This is a genomic window from Dyella sp., from assembly GCF_036746095.1.
In the GTDB taxonomy this organism is placed as follows: domain Bacteria; phylum Pseudomonadota; class Gammaproteobacteria; order Xanthomonadales; family Rhodanobacteraceae; genus Dyella_B.
The window spans coordinates 80,035-96,522 of record NZ_DAIOEU010000006.1 but is presented as its reverse complement, the minus strand read 5'-3'; the positions used below and the strand labels follow the sequence as shown (position 1 = coordinate 96,522).

At 63.6% G+C, this 16,488-nt stretch carries 15 protein-coding genes; 11 read left to right on the top strand and 4 right to left on the bottom strand.

The genetic code is table 11. The features are described 5' to 3' along the window. Positions 1 to 101 precede the first annotated feature (101 nt). The 8 genes from kdpF (at position 102) to V7M64_RS04800 (ending at position 10,444) form a co-directional block, all read left to right on the top strand. Positions 102 to 194, top strand: coding sequence for a K(+)-transporting ATPase subunit F (gene kdpF, locus V7M64_RS04835; protein WP_115479695.1), 93 nt, complete (start codon positions 102 to 104; stop codon positions 192 to 194). Further along, positions 191 to 1,993: a potassium-transporting ATPase subunit KdpA gene (kdpA, locus tag V7M64_RS04830; protein ID WP_333677441.1), complete on the top strand. Its 1,803-nt coding sequence runs from the start codon at positions 191 to 193 to the stop codon at positions 1,991 to 1,993. The genes kdpF and kdpA overlap by 4 nt, the downstream gene beginning before the upstream one ends. 193 nt (positions 1,994 to 2,186) lie before the next feature. Further along, positions 2,187 to 4,259, top strand: coding sequence for a potassium-transporting ATPase subunit KdpB (gene kdpB / locus V7M64_RS04825; RefSeq protein ID WP_333677439.1), 2,073 nt, complete (start codon positions 2,187 to 2,189; stop codon positions 4,257 to 4,259). Between the two features lie 12 nt (positions 4,260 to 4,271). After that, positions 4,272 to 4,469: a hypothetical protein gene (locus V7M64_RS04820; RefSeq protein WP_333677437.1), complete on the top strand. Its 198-nt coding sequence runs from the start codon at positions 4,272 to 4,274 to the stop codon at positions 4,467 to 4,469. 64 nt (positions 4,470 to 4,533) lie between these two features. Further along, positions 4,534 to 6,009: an outer membrane beta-barrel protein gene (locus V7M64_RS04815; RefSeq protein WP_333677436.1), complete on the top strand. Its 1,476-nt coding sequence runs from the start codon at positions 4,534 to 4,536 to the stop codon at positions 6,007 to 6,009. 10 nt (positions 6,010 to 6,019) lie between these two features. Further along, entirely contained in the window at positions 6,020 to 6,592 is a 573-nt protein-coding gene (kdpC, locus tag V7M64_RS04810) for a potassium-transporting ATPase subunit KdpC (protein ID WP_333677434.1), read from the top strand. A 233-nt stretch (positions 6,593 to 6,825) separates the two neighbouring features. Continuing rightward, positions 6,826 to 9,498 (top strand): sensor histidine kinase KdpD, encoded by a 2,673-nt coding sequence (locus tag V7M64_RS04805; protein WP_333677432.1) that lies wholly within the window; start codon positions 6,826 to 6,828, stop codon positions 9,496 to 9,498. Between the two features lie 247 nt (positions 9,499 to 9,745). Beyond that, positions 9,746 to 10,444: a response regulator gene (locus V7M64_RS04800; protein ID WP_333677430.1), complete on the top strand. Its 699-nt coding sequence runs from the start codon at positions 9,746 to 9,748 to the stop codon at positions 10,442 to 10,444. A gap of 70 nt (positions 10,445 to 10,514) precedes the next feature. On the opposite strand, the gene V7M64_RS04795 is transcribed toward V7M64_RS04800, so the two are convergent. Genes V7M64_RS04795 through V7M64_RS04785 form a run of 3 tightly spaced genes read right to left on the bottom strand, consistent with a single transcriptional unit; the run spans position 10,515 to position 13,723 of the window. Then, the gene (locus tag V7M64_RS04795) at positions 10,515 to 11,774 is read right to left on the bottom strand and encodes a heme biosynthesis HemY N-terminal domain-containing protein (RefSeq protein ID WP_333677429.1); all 1,260 of its coding nucleotides are present in this window, start codon (positions 11,772 to 11,774) and stop codon (positions 10,515 to 10,517) included. Beyond that, a complete protein-coding gene (locus tag V7M64_RS04790) occupies positions 11,771 to 12,886 on the bottom strand; it encodes a uroporphyrinogen-III C-methyltransferase (protein WP_333677428.1) in 1,116 nt (371 codons plus the stop codon). Before V7M64_RS04790 ends, V7M64_RS04795 begins: the two co-directional genes overlap by 4 nt. Before the next feature lie 9 nt (positions 12,887 to 12,895). Further along, positions 12,896 to 13,723, bottom strand: coding sequence for a uroporphyrinogen-III synthase (locus V7M64_RS04785; protein WP_333677425.1), 828 nt, complete (start codon positions 13,721 to 13,723; stop codon positions 12,896 to 12,898). 75 nt (positions 13,724 to 13,798) lie between these two features. Here V7M64_RS04785 and V7M64_RS04780 point away from each other — a divergent pair, with 75 nt between their 5' ends. The 3 genes from V7M64_RS04780 to V7M64_RS04770 all read left to right on the top strand — a co-directional run bounded on the left by V7M64_RS04780 (position 13,799) and on the right by V7M64_RS04770 (position 15,251). Further along, positions 13,799 to 14,284, top strand: coding sequence for a YiiD C-terminal domain-containing protein (locus V7M64_RS04780; RefSeq protein WP_333677423.1), 486 nt, complete (start codon positions 13,799 to 13,801; stop codon positions 14,282 to 14,284). 28 nt (positions 14,285 to 14,312) lie between these two features. Then, on the top strand, positions 14,313 to 14,723 hold the full coding sequence (locus V7M64_RS04775) for a hypothetical protein (protein ID WP_333677421.1): 411 nt from the start codon (positions 14,313 to 14,315) through the stop codon (positions 14,721 to 14,723). 84 nt (positions 14,724 to 14,807) lie between these two features. Beyond that, positions 14,808 to 15,251, top strand: a complete 444-nt coding sequence (locus tag V7M64_RS04770) for a rhodanese-like domain-containing protein (protein ID WP_333677420.1) — start codon at positions 14,808 to 14,810, stop codon at positions 15,249 to 15,251. A gap of 134 nt (positions 15,252 to 15,385) precedes the next feature. Here the strand turns inward: V7M64_RS04770 and V7M64_RS04765 are convergent, their stop codons facing one another. After that, positions 15,386 to 16,453 (bottom strand): 2Fe-2S iron-sulfur cluster-binding protein, encoded by a 1,068-nt coding sequence (locus V7M64_RS04765; RefSeq protein ID WP_333677418.1) that lies wholly within the window; start codon positions 16,451 to 16,453, stop codon positions 15,386 to 15,388. Positions 16,454 to 16,488 lie beyond the last annotated feature (35 nt).

Below are 16,488 nucleotides of genomic sequence, written 5' to 3'. Positions count from 1 at the left end.
GCTTCGTGCTGGCGGCGGCCACGCTTGGCTTTCTGTTGCTCTGCGACCGCCTGGGGCCACGTTGACCGTATTCGCGGCGACTTCATAACGGAGCACATCCCATGAACTTCTTCTACGGATTGGCTGCCGCGATCGCGGTGGCTTTGACGGTTTACCTGTGCGTGGCCCTGCTGAAGCCGGAGTGGTTCGAATGACTGCCAACGACTATCTGCAGATTGGCATCTACCTGGTGGTGCTGTTGCTGCTCATCAAGCCGATGGGCAGCTATATGGCGCAGGTGTTTGCCGATGAGCCGAACCGGATCACGCGCATCGGTGCCGGTTTCGAGCGCCTGCTGTATCGCCTGTGTGGCATCGACGCCCGCGAAGACATGGGGTGGAAGACGTACGCCATCGCCATGCTGCTGTTCAACGTGTGCGGCATGGTGCTTGTTTACGCGTTCCAGCGCCTGCAGGGTCATCTGCCGCTGAATCCGCAGCATTTTCCGGCGCTGAGTCCGGACTTGTCGATCAACACCGCCATCAGCTTCGTCAGCAACACCAACTGGCAGGCTTATTCCGGCGAGTCGGCGATGAGCTATCTCACGCAGATGGCGGCGCTGGCGGTGCAGAACTTTTTGTCGGCCGCGACCGGCATTGCGGTGGCCATTGCCGTCATCCGCGGCTTTGCGCGCAAGACGGTCAAAGGCATCGGCAATTTCTGGGTGGATTTGACGCGCACCACGTTGTACTTGCTGCTGCCGATCTCGTTCGTGCTTGCCTTGCTGCTGGTGTCGCAAGGCGTGATCCAGAATTTCAAAGCCTACGTGGATGTGCCGGTGGTGCAGACCAGCACCTATGCCAATCCCGTGACCGATGCAACTGGCAATGCGGTCAAGGATGCCTCAGGCAACGCCGTGACCAAACCTGCGCCGCTCACCACCGAGACGCTGCCGATGGGGCCAGCCGCATCGCAGATCGCAATCAAGATGCTGGGCACCAATGGCGGCGGTTTCTTCGGCGCGAACTCGGCGCATCCGTATGAGAACCCCACGCCGCTCTCCAATTTTCTCGAAATGCTGGCGATCCTCCTGATCCCCGGCGGCTTGTGCCTCACCTTCGGCGAGATGGTGGGCGACAAGCGTCAAGGCTGGGCGATCCTCGCCACCATGCTGGTGATCTTCATTCCGCTCACGCTTGGAGTAACAGCTGCGGAACAGGCCGGCAATCCCATCCTGCACGCACTGCCGATCGACCAGCACGCTTCGGCGCTGCAATCGGGCGGCAATATGGAAGGCAAGGAAACACGCTTCGGCATCGCGGCCAGCAGCCTGTTTACCGCCATCACCACGGCTGCATCGTGTGGCGCGGTGAACAACATGCACGATTCGCTTACGCCGCTCGGCGGGCTGGTGCCGATGTGGCTGATGCAGTTGGGTGAAGTGATTTTCGGCGGCGTCGGCTCCGGTTTCTACGGCATGCTGGCGTTTTCGGTGGTGGCGGTGTTCATCGCCGGCCTGATGGTGGGCCGCACGCCGGAATACATCGGCAAGAAGATCGAAGCGTATGAAATGAAGATGGCCAGCCTGGCCGTGCTGATTCCCTGCGCGCTGGTGGTGATTTGCACGGCCATTGCGGTGATGACGCCAGCAGCCACCGCGACGGTAGGCAATCCCGGCGCGCATGGCTTCAGCGAAATCCTCTACGCCGTCACCTCCGCGAGCAACAACAACGGCAGTGCGTTCGGCGGCCTGTCGGCGAACATCCCCTTCTGGAACGTGATGCTGAGCGTGTGCATGTTCTGGTCGCGCTACATGCTGGCGATTGCGATGCTGGCGATGGCCGGTTCGCTGGCTGCGAAGAAACACGTACCCGTTTCGGCCGGCACGCTGCCGACGCACACACCTTTGTTTGTGACGCTGCTTACCAGCGTGGTGATCGTGGTGGGCGCCTTGACCTTCCTGCCTGCATTGGCACTCGGGCCGATTGCCGAGTACCTGATGTCGGTGCATTGATGCTCTTACTCCCTTCCCCTGCTTTTGTGAAACGTCGAGACGCTCAACTCGTCATTCCAGCGAAAGCTGGAATCCAGTGCCTTAGCTCCAAAGCAAAGTCACTGGACCCCAGCTTTCGCTGGGGTGACGGATCGGGGGTGCCGCCACTACCGCGATTGGGAAAGGAATCAAAGAAAACCGGAGCTTTCAGAACATGACTTCCCACGCCCATGCAGTCCGCACGTTCGACCGTACGCTGATCCTGAAAGCGGTAACGGACGCCTTCCGCAAACTTTCACCGCGCATGCAATTCCGCAATCCGGTGATGTTCGTGGTGTTCGTGTGCAGCGTGCTCACCACGTTGCTATGGATCCAGGCGCTGACCGGCCACGGCGAAGCGCCCACCGGCTTCATCTTCTGGGTGACGGTGTGGCTGTGGTTCACGCTGCTATTCGCCAATTTCGCCGAAGCGCTGGCCGAAGGCCGCGGCAAGGCGCAAGCGGCCGCGTTGCGCAGCACGCGCAAGGACGTGATGGCAAAGAAGCTGGCCGAGCCGAAGCGCGATGCAGCGATAGCGTTCATGCCATCGAGCGAACTACGCGCCGGACATATCGTGCTGGTCGAGGCCAACGAACAGATCCCCGGCGATGGCGAGGTGCTTATCGGCGCGGCGAGCGTCGACGAAAGTGCCATCACCGGCGAATCCGCGCCGGTGATCCGCGAAGGCGGCGGCGACCGCAGCGCCGTCACCGGCGGTACGCGCGTGCTGTCGGACTGGCTGGTGATCAGGATCACGCAGAACCCCGGCGAGAGTTTTCTCGATCGCATGATCGCGATGGTGGAAGGCGCCGCGCGCCGCAAGACGCCGAACGAGATCGCGCTAACCATCCTGCTGGCCAAGTTCACGCTGATCTTCCTGCTCGCCTGCGCCACCTTGCTGCCCTACTCCATCTACAGCGTGCAAGCAGCCGGCAAGGGCAACCCGATCACACTCACCGTGCTGATCGCCTTGCTGGTATGCCTGATCCCCACCACCATCGGCGCGCTGCTGTCGGCGATCGGCATTGCCGGCATGGATCGCATGATCCGCGCCAACGTCATCGCCACTTCCGGCCGTGCGGTGGAAGCGGCTGGCGACGTGGACGTGCTGTTGCTGGACAAGACCGGCACCATCACGCTCGGCAATCGCCAGGCTTTCGCGTTCCACGCGGCGCCGGGTATCGAGGAGCGCACACTGGCTGACGTGGCCCAACTGGCTTCGCTCGCAGACGAAACACCGGAAGGCCGCAGCGTGGTCGTGCTGGCGAAGGAGCGCTTCAACCTGCGCGAGCGTGAACTGGAATCCATGCACGCGGAGTTCGTGCCCTTCACCGCGCAAACGCGCATGAGCGGCGTGGACATCGGCGAGCGCCGCATCCGCAAAGGTGCGCTGGATGCGGTGGAGCGTTACCTCGACAGTCTTGGCAGCCATCTGCCGCCAGCCGTGAAGCGCATGGCCGAAGACATCGCACGCCGTGGCGCCACGCCACTGATCGTGACCGAAGGCGATCGGGCGCTGGGTGTGATCGAGCTCAAAGACATCGTGAAGGGCGGCATCAAGGAACGCTTCGCCGAGCTGCGCCGCATGGGCATCAAGACTGTGATGGTGACCGGTGACAACCCGCTCACCGCAGCAGCTATCGCCGCCGAAGCCGGCGTGGACGATTTCCTCGCCGAAGCGACGCCGGAAGCCAAGCTGAAACTGATCCGCCAGATGCAGGCCGAAAGCCGCCTGGTGGCGATGTGCGGCGACGGCACCAACGATGCACCGGCGCTTGCGCAAGCCGACGTGGCGGTTGCCATGAACACCGGCACGCAGGCGGCAAAGGAAGCCGGCAACATGGTGGATCTGGATTCCAACCCCACCAAGCTGATCGAAGTGGTGGAGATCGGCAAGCAGATGCTGATAACGCGCGGCTCGCTCACCACGTTCTCGATCGCCAACGACGTGGCCAAGTATTTCGCGATCATTCCGGCAGCGTTCGCCACCACCTACCCCGCGCTCAACGCACTGAACGTGATGAAGCTCGCCACGCCGCAAAGCGCAATTCTGTCGGCGGTGATCTTCAACGCGCTGATCATCATCTTCCTGATTCCGCTCGCGCTGAAAGGCGTGAAATACCGGCCGCTGGGTGCGGGCCAGCTCTTGCGCCGGAACCTGCTGATGTATGGCTTGGGCGGCATCGTGGTGCCGTTCCTCGGCATCAAGTTCATCGACATGCTGCTGGTCCTGTTTGGTCTCGCCTGAGGAGGCGTTGCTATGCAAACCGTAAAACTCTCCCTGTCACTGCCGGATGCCACTCACCCGAACATGCAGCTGCATGTTTGTGCCGAGGAGACGGACTGTGATGTGGTGATCGAACTGCCGGTACGCGCCAGAGGGGGCGTCACTCGCACGACGGATACGCCCATGACGGCAGAAGACGACTACGTGCTCGGCGGTTACGCCGGTATCTGATATCCCCACATCGGCATCGCTTGCTGGGCGATGCCGTCCAGTAACGACGCTTCGAGAGGAAGGTATGTATTACAAGAAGGCTCTAGCTGCAGCGATTCTGTTGACTGCTGCACCGGTGTTTTCGCAAGCGATGGCGCAATCCACCGACGTCAGCAACATGCCCGCAAGCAGCAGTCTGCCGGCATCGCGAGTTGCCACGGCCAGCAGTGATTGCAGCCGCGGTTTCTTCTCGCGGTTTGCGGCGGCCTACCGCGAGGATGCCCAACCAAGCAACACCAGCTCCCCCGCACTTGCACGCCGTGCAATGGATGCACCTTTTGATTCGCCCCCCTTCCCCAACGGGGAATGGCAGATGGGCGGTGTGCCCGCGCCGATCGGCGTGCCGGATACCAACAGCACCTATCCGTTGGAGAAAGCGCTTGGCTGCACCAGGCTCGGCCAGTGGATGCAGCGCAACCGCATCGAGATCTTCGGTTGGTTGACGCCAGCGGCCAACGCGAGCACGTCCAACTTCTCGAACTATCCGCTTTCCTACAACACGCGCCCCAATCGCGTGGAATTGGATCAGTTCGTCACCAACATCATGCGTGTCGAAGACACCGTTCAAACCGATCACATCGATTGGGGTTTCGACATTTCCAATCTCTACGGCTACGACTATCACTACACCGTCAGCAAGGGTGTCTTCAGCAACCAGCTGCTGAACAACCCCGCGCCGAACCAGCCGCTCAACGGCAAGATCTACGGCGATGACCCGATGCTGTTCTACTTCGACCTCTACATTCCGTGGGTCGCGCAGGGGATGGTTGTCCGTGCGGGACGCTGGCTGTCCTTGCCGGATATCGAGGCGCAGTTTTCGCCGCAGAACTACCTGATGACGCACTCGATCCTGTACACGGCGGATCCATATACGCAGACCGGGGTGATGACCACCACGCGGCTCAGCCAGCAGTGGACGTTCCAGATCGGCATCAACGCCAGCAACGACACGGCGCCGTGGAACCGTTCGGCACGCCCCTCGCTGCAGACCTGCGTGCGCTGGGTGTCGGCCGACAACAACGACATGCTCTATCCCTGCATCAACAACTGGAACAAATCGGATTACAACTACAACAACGTCCAGATGTACGTGGCCACCTGGGGCCATCGCTTCAGCCAGCATTTCCACATGTTGACCGAGGCCTACCGCATGTATGGCCGTAACATCCCGGGCTTTGGCCCGGGATGGACGCGCGAGGCCGCTTCGTCGCTGCCCGGCACGGCGGGCGAGTTCGGTATCGTCAATTATCTGAACTTCGAGTTGGACCCGACCAACATGCTGTCGGTCCGCAACGAGTTCTACAACGATGAAAAGGGCCAGCGCACCGGCTACGCCACGCGCTACAGCAGCCATACTATTGGCCTGACGCACTGGGTTTCGCAGGACCTGGAACTGCAGCCGGAACTGCGCTACGAGCATGCGTACGACACGAATGCGTACAACGCGGGCAGGAAGAGTTACCAGGCAGTGTTCCTGGTCGACGCGATCATTCACTACTGAGGCAATCGCCATGAGCCGACTTGTTCGCAACGCCGTATCGATGTTGCTGGTGATGACCGTCATCACCGGCTTCGCCTACCCGCTGCTCGCCACCGGCGTGGCGCAGGTGCTGTTTCCGCATCAGGCCAACGGCAGCCTGATCGAGAAGAACGGCAAGCCGGTCGGTTCCGCATTGATCGGCCAATCCTTCGACGACCCCAAGTATTTCTGGGGGCGTCCTTCCGCCACTGCACCACAGCCGTACAACGGCACGGCGTCGAACGGCTCCAACCAGGGGCCGACCAACCCGGCGTTGCGCGATGCCGTACAACAGCGCATCGATGCCTTGCGCAAGGTCGATCCAGGCAATACCGCGCCAGTGCCGGCGGATCTGGTGATGGCATCTGGCAGTGGGCTTGATCCGGAGATCAGTCCGGCGGCGGTGCAATACCAAGTGGCGCGTGTGGCGCGTGTGCGTCATCTGGATGTTGCGCAGGTGCAGGAGTTGGTGGCGCAGTCCACGCAAGGCCGGCAGCTTGGTTTTCTGGGCGAGCCGCGGGTGAATGTGTTGGCGTTGAATTTGGCGTTGGATGGGGTGAAGTAGGTTGGCGTGCGAACCGCCATGTGTCCAAATGCCACCTGATCCATAAGCTCCCTCTCCCCTTTGGGGAGAGGGCCGGGGTGAGGGGCGAATCTTGCGAAAGACCTACATCACTGCTGTAGTGAAGATCATCAAAAACTGCGAGAAACTTAGGTTTATGGCAAGCCCCACCCCTCACCCCAACCCTCTCCCCGGCAGGGAGAGGGAGCTGATCACGCAAGCACATTGATCCGGTCATGACCGACACCTCCCGTGACGCCCGCGCCGATGCCCTGCTCGATGTCGTGCGGGAAGAACACAGCCGTCGATTGAAAATCTTTCTCGGCGCGGCGCCAGGCGTGGGCAAGACCTACGCCATGCTCTCCGCCGCGCGCGAGCTGAAGCGGGAAGGCGTGGATGTCGTCATCGGCCTGGTGGAAACACACGGCCGCGCCGAAACGGCGGCCTTGCTTGAAGGCTTGGAAGTATTGCCGCGCCTTAGGTTGAACTACCAAGGTCGCGAATTCACCGAGTTCGACGTGGATGCCGCGCTCGCGCGCAAACCCGACATTATGCTGGTCGACGAACTTGCCCATCGCAATGTGCCCGGCAGCCGCCATGAACGTCGCTGGCAGGACATCAACGAGTTGCTCGATGCGGGGATCGAGGTATACACCGCGCTCAACGTGCAACACCTTGAAAGCCTCAACGACCAGGTGCGCCGCATCACCGGCATCACCGTGCGCGAAACCGTGCCGGATGCCTTTCTCGATCGCGCACGCGACATCGTGCTGGTCGACCTGCCGCCACGCGAGCTGATCGATCGCCTGCGGCAAGGCAAGGTGTACGTGCCGGAAACGGCTGCGGCAGCGCTCGACGCTTTCTTTTCGCCGACCAATCTTGCCGCCTTGCGCGAACTGGCGGTGGATACGGTTGCCGGCCACGTCGACAGCGATCTGCGCGAGCACATGCTTGCGCGCGGCGGCAAGATGCCGGTGCGCCGGCGCGTGATGGCCGCCATCGATGGCCATGCACAAAGCGAATATCTGGTGCGCGTGGCCCGCCGTATCGCCGAGCGCCGCGGCGCGCCGTGGACGGTGGTGTTCGTCGACACCGGCGCCACGCTGGATGAAGCGCGACGCGAACGCGTCGACACGGCCATGCGCCTGGCTCGCCGGCTGGGCGGCGATGTCTCGGTACTGCGCGGGCATGCGATTGCCGACGAACTATTGGTCCATGCTGATCGCGAAGGCGTCGGCCAGATCATTCTTGGCCGCACGCGCGAACGGTTTATTGCACGCATGCTTGGACGCTCGCTGACGCAACAATTGCTACGCCGTGGCGCGCATCTGGAATTGACCATCATCGCTACGCCCGTCGAGCGCGTACGGGCGCGCAAACGCCTGCGCCTGATGCCGATATACGGGCGTCGCGACCAATATATCTACGCCACGGTCGTCACGGCCATCGCCATGGTCCTGGCGTTCATTGCCGACCGCTACCTGTCGGTGGCCAATCTCGCGCTGATCTTCCTCACCGCCGTGATGGTGGTGGCAGTGCGCACGCGCATGATCGTGGCGGTGTATACGGCGACGCTGTGTTTTCTTGGCTACAACTTTTTCTTCGCGCCACCGCGCTACACGCTGGTGATCGCCAATTCCGACGACGTGCTGACGGTGACGTTGTTCTTTGCGGCGGCGCTGATCTGCAGTCGGCTGGCGACGCGGCTGGCCAGCCAAGTGGAGTCGCTGCGCGCCGCGCACGATTACTCGCACGCCTTGCTCACGCTGGGGCAACGCCTGTCAGCGAGTACGGATGCCGATGGCATTCGCCATGTCGGTGCCGCCGCCCTGGCGCACGCCTTGCGCTGCGAGGTGGCGATTCTTGCGCGCGACGTGGAGCGTCGCTTGCAAATTGCCGCCAACAGCTCGCGTACGTTGACGCTGACCACGCAAGACCTGGCCGCTGCGGAGTGGAGCGAACAGCATGCCGAGGCGGCCGGCCGTTTTACCGACACGCTCAACGCGGCACGCTGCTGGGTGCTGCCGCTGGGCACCGAGGAACATCGGTTCGGCGTGGCGGCGTTGCGCTTCGAGAACCACGTTTCCCCAGATATTGAACGGCGCAGCCTCGCCTTGGCGATGGTGCAGGACATTGGCCAGGCGTTGGAGCGTGCGCGGCTTGCGTCCGAGCTGGAAGGTGCGCGCGTGCAAGGCGAAACCGAGCGCTTGCGCAACGCCCTGCTCTCTTCCGTCTCGCATGATTTGCGCTCACCGCTGGCCTCGATGATCGGCTCGGCCGGCACGCTGTCCAACTACTGGCGACAGCTTCCCGAACACGAACGCCAGGAACTGCTGGATGCCATCCTCGGCGAAGGCCAGCGGCTGGATCGCTATATCCAGAACCTGCTGGACATGACGCGCCTGGGCCATGGCCCGCTCAAGCTCAACCGCGATTGGACCGACAGCGCCGAAATCGTCGCCTCGGCCATCATGCGCGTGCGCAAGCTGTTCCCCGAACTGCGTGTGGATTCGACCCTGCCAAATGAAACCGTGTTGCTGTTCGTGCATCCGGCGCTGATCGAGCAGGCGCTGTTCAACATCCTGGAAAACGCGGCACGTTTCTCGCCGCCTGGCGAAGCGGTGCAGGTGATCGTGCGCGTGGCCGGCGATCGCCTGTTCATCGACGTGGTCGACCGCGGCCCCGGCATTCCCGAAGACGAACGCGCGCGCATCTTCGACATGTTCTATTCCGTGGCGCGTGGCGACCGCGCGCCGCAAGGCACCGGCCTGGGCCTGGCGATCTGCCGCGGCATGATCGGCGCGCATGGCGGCAGCGTGGAAGCCTTGCCGGGCAACGGTGTTGGTACCACCATTCGCATCAGCCTTCCGCTACCAATGCCAGGGGATGCTCAGGTTCATTCTGCGTAGGTGGCATGATGACCAGAAGGCTCGCAGCGTGTGTTGCGCGGCGCAGGGAAGACTGGCCGTCTTGGCAAGACGCGCGGCGCACGCTGCGGGCCTTCTGGTCATCACCCTCCGGGCCGGCCCTGTCTGTCCGCATATCTTCGGCCCATCGTCTCGACAGACGGCCAGTCTGCCTTCGCCGATGGGCCTGTGATCTGCGAACAGACAGGGCCGGTGACACCCACGCAGAATGAACCTGAGCATCCCTATCATGACGACTGCCAATCCATGCGTGCTCGTGGTCGATGACGAGGCGCAGATCCGCAAATTCCTCGATATCGGTTTGCGCGCCGAAGGCTATGACGTGTTGCTTGCCGCCAACGCGGCCGAAGGGCTGGCGCTGGCAGCCACGCGCAACCCGGATGTAGTCATCCTGGACATCGGCTTGCCGGATCGCGAAGGCCACGAGGTGTTGGCCGAATTGCGACAATGGACGCAGGTGCCCGTGCTGATGCTTTCCGTGCGCGATGCCGAGAAGGAAAAAGTGAGAGCGCTGGATGCGGGCGCGAACGACTACATGACCAAGCCGTTCGGCATCCAGGAATTGATGGCGCGCCTGCGCGCCTTGCTACGCAACCGCGTCACCACGGCCGAAGCGCTGCCGCGCTACGCCGACGATCGCTTGCATGTCGACCTTGGTTTGCGCGAGGTGACGCTGGATGGCGAGCTGCTCGCCTTGACGCGCAAGGAATACGCCGTGCTGGCCATGCTGGTACGGCATGCCGGCCGTGTCGTAAGCCAACAACAGCTATTGCGCGAGATCTGGGGCGGCACGCACGTGCACGACACGCATTACTTGCGCATCGTGTTGGGCAAGCTGCGGCAGAAATTGGGCGATGATCCGGCGTCACCACGCTGGTTGAAGACGGAGCCAGGCGTGGGGTATCGGTTTCTGGCAGGAAATGGTTGAACGTGGTGTGCAACACCGGAAACCGTTGAGGTTCGCGCTCCGCTCAACCTCAACCTACGCAAGAAGCGCATTATTCTTTCAACCGCGGCACACCATGCACATCGCGCTCTTCAATCGCGATCGGCCGCGTATCCAGCTTTCCACCCACGACAACGCTTTCAGGCAGCGGCTCGATCGCCTCGCCGCGGGTTGTCGCCATGGCATTGCGATAGCAACGCTGCGCCAGCGCCGCATCGCCCATGCCGGCATAGGTATCGCCCAGGCTTTCCCACGCATTCGCACTCGGCATGAGCGCCAGCGCGCGCTCCAGGTACTGGCGCGCCTTGCCCCAGAATTGCAGGCGCACCGACATGCGGCCCAGCGCCAGCAGCAGGCTCGGATCGTTGGGATGCGCATCGAGCCAACCCTCAGCCCGGCGCAGGCGTGCATCGAGATCATCGCCGGTCAGCATGCCGTAGGTTTCCACCAGCTGCGGCGACCACTCGCGGCGCAATGCCGATTCCACTTCATCCATCGCCGGCAGCATCAAGCCGTAACGGGCGGCCTTGCGCGCATAGGCATCGATCACGGCCGGCGCACGGCGCTGCGCCTTGGGCAGTTGCGACCATAGCGTGTTGAGCACGGCACCATCGCCGGCGGCTTGAATGCTGGCTACCAGCACCACGGCTTCCAGTGCGTTGTAGGCACGCGCACTCATGACGCCGCTTTTCTGCAACGGTTCCAGCGCGTTGCGCGCACGACGGGTGTCGCCGGCGGCCACGGCGGCGAGCACCAGTTCGCGCCAACCACCAGGACTCAGGTTGCCGCTGTCGGCTTCGGGGGTGAGCAAGGCCAGCGCTTCGGCAGGTTTGCCGTCACGGCGCAACACGCGGGCGCGCACGACGCGCGCGGCACGCGGTGCCACTTGCGAGGCCTGGTCCAATGCTTCCAGTGCGCGAGCATGTTCGCCGCGGCGCGAAGCTGCTTCCGCCGCTGCCAATAGCACGGGACCGCGCAAGGTATCCAGGCGCGACGCGCGATGCAGGTCGCGCTCGGCATCGCCGTGGCGGCCTTCCATCAAAGCGACCAGCCCATCCGCCAGGCGCTGCCGGCTGGTGCGCTGATGGCGGCGCGAATACGCGCCAAACGGCCAGCGCACGGCGCGCCACAACGCGGCAATCACGATCCACGCCAGCACCAGGATGACCACCGCCGCCAGCAGGCTGGTCTGTACGGTGTAGCCATGGAAGCGCACCAGTACGTAGCCGGGATCTTGCGCCACCCAGTGCCAACCGAACGCGGCCAGCGCGGCGACGATCACCAGCGCCAGGATCCAGCGCCACAACTTCATGGCTTGGCTCCGTTGGCAGGCGCGTTGTCGGCGCTCGGCTTGAGGGTGTGCACGGCGCGCAGGTTGCGCAGTTCACTCAGCGCCGCACCCAGTTTTACCGGCACAACCGGCTTGAGCTGCGCCAGCAACGCGGCGATCCGCTGGTGCGCCTGCTGCACGGCGGGCGATTGCGCGTCGAATTGCGCCGTCAAACCGGCATCCGCGCGTTGCAGCGACGCGGTGGCAGCGCCCTGGTCCCACGCCAGCAATGCAGCTTGCGCCTGCGCAAGATCGAGCGCCATCAGTTCGCGCGCGATGCGCGCATCGGCCACGTCGATCGGCGCGCCGTTGTCGCGGTGAATCTGCACGACGCCGCGCAGCGCACGCCAGATGCGCGACCACGCGCTTTCGTTAGGCTGTGCAGCCGGTTCGTCCAACGGCTTTAACGGCAGGTTGGGCACGTCGTTGCGCAGTTGCATCACGCTGTCGAGCTGCTGCGCGGGGTCAAAGGCCTGGCTCTTGACCAGTGCTTCGTGCTCGGCGTCGATGCCTTGTTGCACGGCTTTGAAGGCATCGTCGGTGACGCCGGCAAGCGTCTGGTTGGCGAGCGCGAACGCCTGCGCCGCGCCTTGCGCATCGTGGAACAGGTTGTAGCGCTCGGCGCCCATGCGCAGCAGGGATTCGGTTTCATCCAGGCGCATGGCGTCCTGGCCGGAAAGCGTTTTCTCGGAGAGCTTGCCGACGGCCTCTTCCAGGTCGCGCATGCGCGCATCGTGCGACAGCAATTCTTCGCGCAGGGAGCGATTGACCTGGTCGGCATCGTTCAGGCGCTGCAGCAGCAGGTTGCCCTGGCTGGTGGTGGTGGACAGCTGGTGCTCCATGCCGTTGACCCGCTCTTGCAACGTGGCGGTGGTGCGCAAGGCCTGGGCGTTGATGTGCAGCAATTGCCACTGCCGCCAGGCGATGTAGCCCACGCCGACGATGGCGAGCAAGGCCAGCAGCAGTGCCAGCGCCACGGCGCCACCGCCGGGGCGTGCCGGTGGCGCGGGTCGGCTGCTGCCGCGCGCAGGGTCGGGAGGCGTGCCCATGCCGGGCGTGGTGCGTACGTCGGAAGTGAGATCGTCCTGGCTCATGGGCGCATGCTAGCAGTCTGGAACACCCGCTTCGTAGGACACGCGTGAATGGATGTCACAGGCACCGGCCAGCAGGTCGGCCTGATTGGCCGATGCCGCCCGATGGATGCGCACAAATCCGGCAGCGCGCGCTGCCTGCCCGATGCGGTCGCTACTGACGACCGCCGTGACGCGACATAGCCGCGTCCAAGCCGCCGGAGACAACTGGCCCCGCAGGTTTTGCAGCGCCTCGGCGCTGGAAAGCAGCACACAGGCCGCGGCGGGCAATTGCCTCACAGCTTCCTGATGCCGACTGGTCAGCCGTGACGCGGCCCGCCGATAGACCGGCACCTCGCGCAGCACTGCACTGCGTTCGGCCAGTTGCTGGTGCATCAGACCGCGTCCGCCCGGCGCGCCGACCAGGGCGATGCGTTTGCCTTCCGGCCGTTGCAGCGGCGCCAAGCCCAGCACGCCTTCGCTGTCCTGGCGCGAGGCCGGGACTAGCGCAGCGATGCCGTGCCGCTGCAACGCACGCGCCGTGCCTTGGCCGACGGCGATCACGCTGCCATGCGTCTTCGCCAAGGGCGCGAGCGCCAGCGCATAACGCACGGCAGCAGGACTGGTGAAGATCAGCACATCATCGCGCTGTGACGCGAGCCATTGCATCCCTGCATGGTGCGGATCGGCAGCGCCACGCAAGGACAGGCCGGGCAGCAGCAGCGGCGTGCCACCGAGTGCGCGGACCTTTTTCGCCAGCGACGTCCCCGTGCCGGCAGGGCGCGTGATGACCACGGTAAGGCCATCGAGCCGGCGAGGTCGCTCTCCTTTGCCATGGTCTGGATGGCTTGCGCGAGTCATTTACCTGATTCTCAATCCCGGTATACCCCGAGTGTAGCGTCTACACTGTTGCGCCCTTCCCCATGCAATCCCCCGATGAACCAAGCCCGCCCTCACACCACCGCCGCACAGGCCCTGGTGACCTTCATTCGTGACAGCATTCCTCTCGCCCGCACCATGGGTCTGGAACTCGGCAGCTACGACGGCGAAAAGCTGGTGCTGAACTGCCCCCTGGCACCCAACGTGAACGACAAGGGCTGTGCTTTCGGCGGCAGCCTCACCAGCTTGATGACGCTGGCCTGCTGGGGCGTGGTGGAACTGGCGCTGCGCCAGCGGGGCGAGGATTGCGACGTGTACGTGGGCCAATCCACGGTGCGCTATCTCGATCCGGTCTGGGGCGATTTCCAGGCCGAGGCGCAGCCTGCCGAGGCGGCAAGCTGGGAAGCCTTCTTCGCCACGCTTTCCGCCCGCAGCCGCGCCCGCATCGCAGTGAGCTGCCAGGTGCCCGGCGAAGGGGGTAAACCGGCCACCACGCTTGAGGCGCAGTTCGTGGCGAAGCGCCGCAAGACTGCGGCAGAATAAGCGCTTGCTTTTGGAGGGGAATGACTTTATGCGTCGCATCGTCGGTCCGATTCTGCTGTCGGGCATGTTGCTGCTGTCCGGCTGCGCCACCGACCGGCGCAACGATTCGCTCGCCCACACCATGATTGCCTACGCCAACGCGGTGCGCTGGGATGGATTCGAAGCAGCCCAGCTGTTCGTCGACCCCAAGGTGCGCGAAGCCCACCCCCTTACCGATCTTGATCGCGAGCGCTTCAGCCAGGTGCAGGTGAACGACTACGACGACGGCAACGGGCCGCTTCCCGCCGGCGAAAACGAGGTACGCCAGACCGTCCACATCGGCTTGACCAATGTGCACACGCAGGCCGTCCGCACCATTGTCGACCATCAGGTGTGGCGCTACGACGCGGACAAGAACAAATGGTGGCTGGAAACCGGGATACCGAATCTCAATCAGTAGCCGCATGGCGGGGCCCGGAAACGGCAATCGCGCCAACTGGCCTATAATCCGCCGTTTACCTTCAGCCCCGACACCGGTAGCCCCATGAATGACGTTCTCCACAAACTGCCCCAGTTCCTGAGCAACCATTGGGAATTGTCACTGCTGTTCGTGGCGCTGGTCATCGCGCTGCTCGTCACCCAGGTCATGGTACTGCTGCGCAAGTACAAGCAACTGACGCCGGCCGGCCTTACCCAGCTGATCAATCGCGACACGCCGCTGCTGATCGATCTATCGGCCATCGCCGATTTCGAAAAAATGCACGTGCCCGGCGCAAAGCATGTGGCCATGAGCCAGTTCGATCCGGAGCACAAGGACCTGGTCAAGGCGCGCGAATTGCCGGTAGTGGTGATGGACAAGGATGGCCGCACCTCGGACGGCGCGGCGCAGCGCTTGATCAAGGCGGGCTTCACCCGCGTGTACACGCTCGGCGGTGGCGTGCTCGCGTGGCAGCAGGCGCAGTTGCCGGTGGCGAAAGGCAAGAATTGATTGGTAACCCCGTGACCGTGCCGGACAGCAGTGCGCTTTCGCGGAAATGACGGCTATACATAGGCTGCCAAGCCAATCCCGGCCTCGTGAGACCAAAAGAAGGCTGTGAGTTCATCCGAGCCTGCGGCGCTTGCTCAACGCTCCGCCGCAATACCCGCGCGACCGGCAAGGATCTGCGCCAGCACGTCAGGCGCGTATTCGAACGAGTCGAAATACAGGCGATCTTCCGGCAAGCCCGCATCCACGAACAATCGGCGCCCGGCATCGATCATCGCCGGCGGCCCGCTCATATAGACATCGTGGCCGAAGAGATCCGGATGATCGTCCAGCACCGCTTCGTGCACCAGACCTGCACGCAGTCCAGCCATGGCGGCTTGCTCGGCATCGGACAACACCGCGTGGAAGCGCAACGCATGCGCCGCAGCGGCCCATTGCTCGGCATGCGCACGCATATACAGGTCCGCCGCGCTGCGCGCGCCCCAGTACACATCGATCGTGCGCCGCGTATCCAGCGCAAGAAAATGATCAAGGATGGCCTTCACCGGCGCGAAGCCCGTGCCGCCCGCCATGAAGATCATCGGCCGCTCCGAATCCTCGCGCGGCACGAACGTACCCAATGGCCCTTCAATGCGCAGCGCGTCGCCCTCTTTCAGCACGTCGCTCACCCATGAGGTGAAACCGCCACCGGCCACATGGCGCACGTGCAATTCAATCATGCCATCGGCCTGCGGTCCGTTCGCGATGGAGAACGGACGGCGGCGTCCTTCATCCAGCAATACGTCCAAATATTGCCCGGGCAGCCAGTTCAGGCGCAGCTCGCCTGGCGCAGGCTGCAAATGCAGGCCGATCACATCCGGCGCGAGTTGCCATTTGCGGCTCACCTGCACGTCCATTTGACGGCGCGCGATGTCCTCCACCGAGGTTACCTCGCGCGCCTGCACCAGCAGATCGGTGAGGGGGACGGCCTGGCACAACAGCACCGCGTGCTGCACGCGATCGCGCGCATCCAGTGCCGCCGGCGGATTGCGCGGATAGTGGCAGCGCCCTTCGATCAACGTGGCCTTGCAGCTGCCACACACGCCCGCGCGGCAGGAATACGGCAGGGCGATGCCGGCGCGCTGCGCGGCCTCCAGCACGGTTTCGCCGGATTGCACGGGGAAATGACGCCCATTTGTAAGAGTTACCTTGAACACGGGGCGCATTGTCGCCGCTGGGGTGGTCGGCGGACAATGCGGGC

Coding starts and splice junctions, on each gene's coding strand:
- kdpF (WP_115479695.1), top strand. CDS start 102: ATGAACTTCTTCTACGGATTGGCTGCCGCGATCGCGGTGGCTTTGACG.
- kdpA (WP_333677441.1), top strand. CDS start 191: ATGACTGCCAACGACTATCTGCAGATTGGCATCTACCTGGTGGTGCTG.
- kdpB (WP_333677439.1), top strand. CDS start 2,187: ATGACTTCCCACGCCCATGCAGTCCGCACGTTCGACCGTACGCTGATC.
- V7M64_RS04820 (WP_333677437.1), top strand. CDS start 4,272: ATGCAAACCGTAAAACTCTCCCTGTCACTGCCGGATGCCACTCACCCG.
- V7M64_RS04815 (WP_333677436.1), top strand. CDS start 4,534: ATGTATTACAAGAAGGCTCTAGCTGCAGCGATTCTGTTGACTGCTGCA.
- kdpC (WP_333677434.1), top strand. CDS start 6,020: ATGAGCCGACTTGTTCGCAACGCCGTATCGATGTTGCTGGTGATGACC.
- V7M64_RS04805 (WP_333677432.1), top strand. CDS start 6,826: ATGACCGACACCTCCCGTGACGCCCGCGCCGATGCCCTGCTCGATGTC.
- V7M64_RS04800 (WP_333677430.1), top strand. CDS start 9,746: ATGACGACTGCCAATCCATGCGTGCTCGTGGTCGATGACGAGGCGCAG.
- V7M64_RS04795 (WP_333677429.1), bottom strand. CDS start 11,774: ATGAAGTTGTGGCGCTGGATCCTGGCGCTGGTGATCGTCGCCGCGCTG.
- V7M64_RS04790 (WP_333677428.1), bottom strand. CDS start 12,886: ATGAGCCAGGACGATCTCACTTCCGACGTACGCACCACGCCCGGCATG.
- V7M64_RS04785 (WP_333677425.1), bottom strand. CDS start 13,723: ATGACTCGCGCAAGCCATCCAGACCATGGCAAAGGAGAGCGACCTCGC.
- V7M64_RS04780 (WP_333677423.1), top strand. CDS start 13,799: ATGAACCAAGCCCGCCCTCACACCACCGCCGCACAGGCCCTGGTGACC.
- V7M64_RS04775 (WP_333677421.1), top strand. CDS start 14,313: ATGCGTCGCATCGTCGGTCCGATTCTGCTGTCGGGCATGTTGCTGCTG.
- V7M64_RS04770 (WP_333677420.1), top strand. CDS start 14,808: ATGAATGACGTTCTCCACAAACTGCCCCAGTTCCTGAGCAACCATTGG.
- V7M64_RS04765 (WP_333677418.1), bottom strand. CDS start 16,453: ATGCGCCCCGTGTTCAAGGTAACTCTTACAAATGGGCGTCATTTCCCC.